This window comes from Stenotrophomonas maltophilia (assembly GCF_003970865.1).
Taxonomy (GTDB): Bacteria; Pseudomonadota; Gammaproteobacteria; order Xanthomonadales; family Xanthomonadaceae; genus Stenotrophomonas; species Stenotrophomonas maltophilia_AR.
The window spans coordinates 21321-28557 of the sequence record NZ_RXLZ01000063.1 but is presented as its reverse complement, the minus strand read 5'-3'; the positions used below and the strand labels follow the sequence as shown (position 1 = coordinate 28557).

Genomic DNA, 7237 nt, shown 5'->3' with positions numbered 1-7237 from the left:
AGGGTCAAAGGGGAAAAAAGAAAGCCCCCGACCCCGGCGGGGGGGGGGGGGAACCACCCGGCAAAGAGAAAACGGGAGGACAGGCAAAAGTGGGTCTCCTGGGGGATGGCGGGGTGGGCCCGGTGGCGGGAGACGCCGTAAACCCGTCCATGGGGGCTTGGCCGCGGCATCCATGCCGCGGACACTCCCGCCACCGGCCCCACCCCGCCTTCGACAGATTCCGCGATCTGTCGGAACGGCATATTGTTCTGGTCGGTATCGACCTTGGTCGACTGCTCTGGTCGGTGTCGACCTTGGTCGACACGGTAGATCCACGCCATGCGTGGATGATTCATTCGATATCTGACAGAAGAAACGTGTCGACCAAGGTCGACACCTCCCAACAGCTGCGCGGAACAACGGCCACCGTTACCAACAGCCGAGTGAACCTGTCGAAGGTGGGGCGGTGTCGGAGTGCGAGGTGTCAGCCGCATGGATGCGGCTGCCAAGCCTACAGGGACGTACTTGCGGCGTCCCCGCACTCCGACACCGTCCCGCCAACCCACGTATAGCCCGCTTTTGACGTTGACGTTGACGTTGACGTTGATTCTGCGGGTGCAGGGCTGCAAGCCCTGCCGAACCCCTAGAACGGAGTCGCGGACTCGACCGCGAGCGCCTCGCCCGTCACCGGGTGGGTGAACCGCAGGCTGCGCGCATGCAGGTGCACGCGCTGCGCCGGTGCGGCGCCATACAGCACGTCACCGACGATGGGATGGCCGAGGCTGGCCATGTGCAGCCGCAGCTGATGGCTGCGGCCAGTGATCGGCTCCAGCGCCACGCGGGTGCGCTGCGCTTCAACGTCCCGCGCCATTACGCGCCAGCGCGTCAGCGCCGGCTTGCCGCGCTCATGGTCGACCACCTGCTTCGGCCGGTTCGGCCAGTCCACGATCAACGGCAGGTCCACTTCGCCGGCATCGCCTTCGAGCAGCCCCTGCACTACCGCTTCATACCGCTTGCCAACCTGGCGCTGCTCGAACTGCATCGACAACGCCGCCTGCATGTCTTTGCCACGCGCATGCAGCAACAGGCCGGAGGTCACCTGGTCCAGGCGGTGCACGGTCAACGCGTCCGGGTACAGCGCCTGCAGGCGCGCGACCACGCAGTCCTGGTTCTCGGCGCTGCGGCCGGGCACGGACAGCAGGCCGGCCGGCTTTTCGGCCACCAGCAGTGCGTCATCGATGTAGTGCAGGTGGATCATGCGGCTCCAGGAATTCCAAATGAAAACGGGGAAGCCAAAGCCTCCCCGTTTTCTGCGTACCGACCAACGGTCGGTACCTACCTTGATGGAAGACGTACCGACCGGAGCCGGTACCGCCTGCATCAGCCCAGCAGGTGGGCGACGCCGGAGCGCTCTTCTTCCAGCTCGGCCAGGGTCTTGTCGATGTACTTCTGGCTGAAGTCGTCGATCGGCAGATCCTTGACCAGGGTGTACTTGCCGTTCTCGGTGGTCACCGCGAAGCCGAAGATCACGCCTTCCGGAATGCCGTAGGAACCGTCGGACGGCACGCCCATGGTGACCCACTTGCCGTTGCTGCCCAGCACCCAGTCACGCACGTGGTCGATGGCTGCGTTGGCGGCCGAAGCAGCCGAGGACGAGCCACGGGCTTCGATGATCGCCGCGCCGCGCTTGCCCACGGTCGGGATGAAGGTGTTGGCGTTCCATTCCTGGTCGTTGATCGCATCGGCGATGGAAGCACCATCGGCGGTGGCGAAACGGTAGTCCGGGTACATGGTCGGGCTGTGGTTGCCCCACACGACCAGCTTCTCCATGCCACCGACCGGCTTGCCGAGCTTGGTCGACAGCTGGCTCAGCGCGCGGTTGTGGTCCAGGCGCAGCATGGCGGTGAAGTTTTCCGGCTTCAGGTCCGGAGCCGACTTCATCGCGATGTAGGCGTTGGTGTTGGCCGGGTTGCCGACCACCAGCACCTTCACGTCACGGCTGGCGACCTTGTTCAGCGCTGCGCCCTGGGCGGTGAAGATCTTGGCGTTTTCCAGCAGCAGGTCCTTGCGCTCCATGCCCGGGCCACGCGGACGCGCGCCAACCAGCAGGGCGATGTCGGCGTCCTTGAACGCGACTTCGGCGTCATCGGTGCCGACCATGCCGGCCAGCAGCGGGAAGGCGCAGTCTTCCAGCTCCATCATCACGCCCTTCAGGGCGGCCTGGGCCTTGTCGACCGGCAGTTCCAGCAGCTGCAGGATGACCGGCTGGTCCTTGCCCAGCATTTCGCCGGAGGCGATGCGGAACAGCAGGGCATAACCGATCTGGCCGGCGGCGCCGGTCACGGCAACACGAACGGGTGCTTTCATGGGGGTTTCCTCTTGCTTGCAAGCGTTTGATGGGACGCCGCGGGCATGGCCACGCAGGCCGGGCGGGCGGCGGGGAACAGGGAAACGGCCACCCGTGGGTGGCCGTTTCGAAGGGGGATCAGGCGGCGAGGTGCTTGTTCCACTCCGCGACGCGCTCGGCCTGGGCGGCCAGCACGGCGTCGACGTCGCCTTCCAGGGTGATCGAATGGATCACGTCGCCCTGCTTGACCGAATCGACGATGGCCTGGCCTTCCAGGACCTTGCCGAAGACGGTGTGGCGGCCGTCCAGCCAATCGGTCTTGATGTGGGTGATGAAGAACTGGCTGCCGTTGGTGTTCGGGCCGGCGTTGGCCATCGACAGCGAGCCGACCTCGTGCTTCACGCCATTCTTCTCGTCTTCGAACTTGTAGCCCGGGCCGCCGGTGCCACGACCCTGCGGGCAACCGCCCTGGATCATGAAGTCGGCGATCACGCGGTGGAAGATCAGGCCGTCATAGAAGCCGTGCTTGACCAGGTTCACGAAGTTGGCCACGGTCAGCGGCGCCTTGTCGGCGAACAGCTCGACCTTGATCGGGCCCTGGGTGGTGTCGAAAGTGGCGATGAGGGACATGAAGATCCTTGATGCAGAGGGGAATGCGTCTAGCCACCTAGTTTACACCTGCCTCGTGGCGGCGGCGGCTTCGACCATCGGCGCAGACCCCGGCTTCAGCCGCCGGCGGGGGAGTCCCGCACGACGGTCCTGGCGGCCTCGGCCGCCGCGGCGGACAGCCAGCTGAATGGGCCCCATGACGGGTGTGAAATCCACCTTTTCGCGAATCGTCAAGTTCGACGTATAATGTTGGACTTCTTTTTCCAAATCCGGCGCCGACTGGCCCCCTTTCGTATGTCCATCGAAAATCTTCGCAACATCGCCATCGTCGCCCACGTCGACCATGGCAAGACCACCCTGGTCGACCAGCTGCTGAAGCAGTCCGGCACCCTGTCCGAGCGTACCGTCCTCGCCGAGCGCGTGATGGACAGCAACGACCAGGAAAAGGAACGCGGCATCACCATCCTGGCCAAGAACACCGCCATCACCTGGGAAGACAAGAAGACCGGCATCAAGAACCGGATCAACATCGTCGACACCCCCGGCCACGCCGACTTCGGTGGTGAGGTCGAGCGCGTGCTGTCGATGGTCGACACCGTGCTGATCCTGGTCGATGCGATGGACGGCCCGATGCCGCAGACCCGCTTCGTGACCCAGAAGGCCTTCGCGATGGGCTTCAAGCCGATCGTCGTGGTCAACAAGGTCGACCGTCCGGGCGCCCGTCCGGAATGGGTGATCGACCAGGTCTTCGACCTGTTCGACAAGCTCGGCGCCACCAACGAGCAGCTGGACTTCCCGATCGTCTACGCCTCGGGCCTGAACGGCTACGCCGGCCTGGAAGACACCGTGCGCGACGGCGACATGACCCCGCTGTACGAAGCGATCATGCAGCACGCGCCGCGTCCGGAAGTTGATCCGGAAGGCCCGTTCCAGATGCGCATCAGCCAGCTGGACTACAACAACTTCGTGGGCGTGATCGGCATCGGCCGCATCCAGCGCGGCACCCTGAAGAAGAACATGCAGGTCGCGGTCATCGACCGTGAAGGCAAGAAGCGCAACGGCAAGGTGCTGCAGGTGCTGGGCTTCATGGGCCTGGAGCGCATCGAGCAGGATACCGCCGAGGCCGGCGACATCGTGGCCATCTCCGGCATCCAGGAGCTGACCATCTCCGACACCATCTGCGCACCGGACACCCCGGAAGCCCTGCCGGCGCTGACCGTCGACGAGCCGACCATCTCGATGACCTTCCAGGTCAACAACTCGCCGTTCGCCGGCAACAAGGACCTGTCCGGTGGCAAGTTCCTGACCAGCCGCCAGATCAAGGATCGCCTGGACCGTGAAAAGGTCCACAACGTGGCCCTGAAGGTCGAGCAGCTGGAAGACGCCGACAAGTTCCTGGTCTCCGGCCGTGGCGAACTGCACCTGTCGGTGCTGATCGAGAACATGCGTCGCGAAGGCTACGAGCTGGCCGTGTCGCGCCCGGAAGTGATCATCAAGGAAATCGACGGCCAGATGATGGAGCCGATCGAGCAGCTGGTGGTGGACATCGAAGAAATCCACCAGGGCGGCGTGATGGAAAAGCTGGGCACCCGCAAGGGCCAGCTGAAGAACATGGAATCGGACGGCAAGGGCCGCGTGCGCCTGGAATACTCGATCCCGGCCCGTGGCCTGATCGGCTTCCAGAACGAGTTCAAGACCCTGACCCAGGGTTCGGGCCTGCTGTTCCACGTGTTCGACCACTACGGTCCGAAGGAACAGGGCGCGATCGCCAAGCGCATCAACGGCGTGATGATCGCCAATGCGCCGGGCACCACGCCGGCCTACTCGCTGGGCCCGCTGCAGGAGCGCGGCAAGCTGTTCGCTGCTGAAGGCGACAACGTGTATGAAGGTCAGCTGGTCGGTATCCACTCCAAGGACAACGACCTGACCGTCAATGCGATCAAGACCAAGCCGCTGACCAACATGCGCGCTTCGGGCAAGGACGATGCGATCCAGCTGACCCCGGCGATCAAGTACTCGCTGGAACAGGCCCTGGACTTCATCGAAGACGACGAGCTGGTCGAGATCACCCCGAAGGAGATCCGCCTGCGCAAGAAGTTCCTGACCGAAAGCGACCGCAAGAAGGCTTCGCGCGGCGGCTGAGCCAGCACCCCGTGAACCAGAGCGGCTACAACCCGGATCCACACCGGCATCCGGGTCTCCATGTCATCGCCCTGCTCGAAGCGAGCAAGGCGATGCTGGCGCTGTTGGCCGCCACCGGGCTGGAAGTGCTCGGACCGCAGCCGCTACGGCACGGCATCATGGCCCTGATCCGGCGTTTCAGCCTGGATCCGGACCATGGCACCCTGCCCTCGCTGCTGCACATGATCAGTCCCGACGCGGTCCATCTGGCCGCGGCGGGAATGATCGGCTACGGCCTGCTGCACCTGGTCGAGGCCTGGGGCCTGTGGCGGGCCAAGGCCTGGGCTTCCTGGCTGGGCTGCCTGACCGCCGCCCTGTACCTGCCTTTCGATATCTTCGCGATCATCCGCCACCCCGGCTGGCCGTCGTGGACGATCCTGGCGATCAACCTGATCGTGGTCTACGTCCTCGCCCGCGACCTGCGCAAGCGCCACCACTGAGCACCCGCTACACTGGGGATTGGAGCCGACCAAGCCGCCCCATGCGCCCGTCCTTGCCGCCTCTGTTGACCTGCCTGCTCGCCGCGTTGCCGGCGCTGCTTTCGGCTGGCTGCAGCCCGGCCACGCCCAGCGCGCATGCGGCCGAACCTGCGAACCGCAACGTGCCGTTCCCGTACGCCGAAACCGATGTCGCCGACCTGCAGGCGCGGATGACCGCCGGGGAACTGGACAGCACCACCCTGACCCAGGCCTACCTGCAGCGTATCGCCGCCCTGGACCGCACCGGGCCACGCCTGCGCGCGGTGATCGAGCTCAACCCCGATGCCCTGAAGGAAGCCGCCGCGCGCGACCGCGAGCGCCGTGATGGCCGCCTGCGCGGCCCGCTGCATGGCATCCCGCTGCTGCTGAAGGACAACATCAACGCCGCGCCGATGGCCACCAGTGCCGGCTCACTGGCCCTGCAGGGCTTCCGTCCGGACGATGCCTACCTGGTGCGCCGGCTGCGCGAAGCCGGTGCGGTGGTGCTGGGCAAGACCAATCTCAGCGAATGGGCCAATTTCCGCGGCAATGATTCGATCTCCGGCTGGAGCGCGCGCGGCGGCCAGACCCGCAATCCCTATCGGCTGAGCCATTCGCCCTGTGGCTCCAGCAGCGGCAGCGCGGTGGCCGTGGCCGCCAACCTCGCCAGCGTGGCGATCGGTACCGAGACCGACGGCAGCATCGTCTGCCCGGCGGCGATCAACGGCGTGGTCGGCCTGAAGCCGACCGTTGGCCTGGTCAGCCGCGACGGCATCATCCCGATCTCCTTCAGCCAGGACACCGCCGGGCCGATGGCACGCAGCGTCGCCGACGCTGCCGCCGTGCTGACCGCGATCGCCGGCCGCGATGATGCCGACCCGGCCACCGCGACCATGCCCGGCCGTGCGGTCTACGACTACACCGCGCGACTGGACCCGCAGGGCCTGCGCGGCAAGCGCATCGGCCTGCTGCAGACACCGCTGCTGAAGTACCGTGGCATGCCGCCACTGATCGAACAGGCGGCGACCGAGCTGCGCCGCGCCGGCGCCGTGGTGGTGCCGGTGGAGCTGCCCAACCAGGGCGCCTGGGCCGAGGCCGAGCGCACGCTGCTGCTGTACGAATTCAAGGCCGGGCTGGAGCGCTACTTCAGCACCCACCGCGCACCACTGCGCACCCTGGCCGAGTTGATCGCCTTCAACCAGGCGCACAGCAAGCAGGAACTGGGCCTGTTCGGTCAGGAGCTGCTGGTGGAGGCCGATGCCACTGTCGGCCTGGCCGACCCTGCCTACATCCGCGCGCGCAGCGATGCGCGCCGCCTGGCCGGCCCGGAAGGCATCGACGCCGCCCTCGCCGCCCATCAGCTTGACGCCCTGGTGGCACCGACCACCGGCGTGGCGTGGCCGATCCGCAGCGAAGGCGACGACTTCCCCGGCGAGAGCTACAGCGCCGCCGCCGTGGCCGGCTATCCCAGCCTGACCGTGCCGATGGGCCAGATCAACGGCCTTCCCGTCGGTCTGCTGTTCATGGGCACCGCCTGGAGCGAACCGAAGCTGATCGAAATGGCCTATGCCTACGAACAGCGCACACGCGCGCGGCGGCCGCCGCGCTTCAACACCGATACGTTGATCGACGCTGGCGAACCTTGATCCGGTAGTGCCGGCCG

6 protein-coding genes are annotated in these 7237 nt (G+C 66.1%); 3 read left to right on the top strand and 3 right to left on the bottom strand.

Annotation, left to right across the window (positions count from 1 at the left end):
- Window positions 1-622: 622 nt before the first annotated feature.
- The 3 genes from EKL94_RS18025 to EKL94_RS18015 all read right to left on the bottom strand — a co-directional run bounded on the left by EKL94_RS18025 (window position 623) and on the right by EKL94_RS18015 (window position 2956).
- On the bottom strand, window positions 623-1237 hold the full coding sequence (locus tag EKL94_RS18025) for an RluA family pseudouridine synthase (RefSeq protein ID WP_126930106.1): 615 nt from the start codon (window positions 1235-1237) through the stop codon (window positions 623-625).
- A gap of 122 nt (window positions 1238-1359) precedes the next feature.
- On the bottom strand, window positions 1360-2346 hold the full coding sequence (locus tag EKL94_RS18020; protein WP_079220770.1) for a malate dehydrogenase: 987 nt from the start codon (window positions 2344-2346) through the stop codon (window positions 1360-1362).
- 118 nt (window positions 2347-2464) lie between these two features.
- Window positions 2465-2956, bottom strand: a complete 492-nt coding sequence (locus EKL94_RS18015) for a peptidylprolyl isomerase (RefSeq protein ID WP_004153629.1) — start codon at window positions 2954-2956, stop codon at window positions 2465-2467.
- A 273-nt stretch (window positions 2957-3229) separates the two neighbouring features.
- On the opposite strand from EKL94_RS18015, the gene typA reads away from it, so the two are divergent.
- From typA to EKL94_RS18000, 3 genes are read left to right on the top strand one after another with little or no spacing between them, the layout of a single operon-like run.
- Window positions 3230-5077 carry a translational GTPase TypA gene (typA, locus tag EKL94_RS18010; RefSeq protein ID WP_032129766.1) on the top strand — a complete coding sequence of 616 codons (1848 nt, stop codon included), beginning with the start codon at window positions 3230-3232 and terminating at the stop codon, window positions 5075-5077.
- 11 nt (window positions 5078-5088) lie between these two features.
- On the top strand, window positions 5089-5556 hold the full coding sequence (locus EKL94_RS18005; protein WP_126930105.1) for a DUF2127 domain-containing protein: 468 nt from the start codon (window positions 5089-5091) through the stop codon (window positions 5554-5556).
- A 41-nt stretch (window positions 5557-5597) separates the two neighbouring features.
- Window positions 5598-7220 carry an amidase gene (locus tag EKL94_RS18000; protein ID WP_126930104.1) on the top strand — a complete coding sequence of 541 codons (1623 nt, stop codon included), beginning with the start codon at window positions 5598-5600 and terminating at the stop codon, window positions 7218-7220.
- Window positions 7221-7237: the final 17 nt, after the last annotated feature.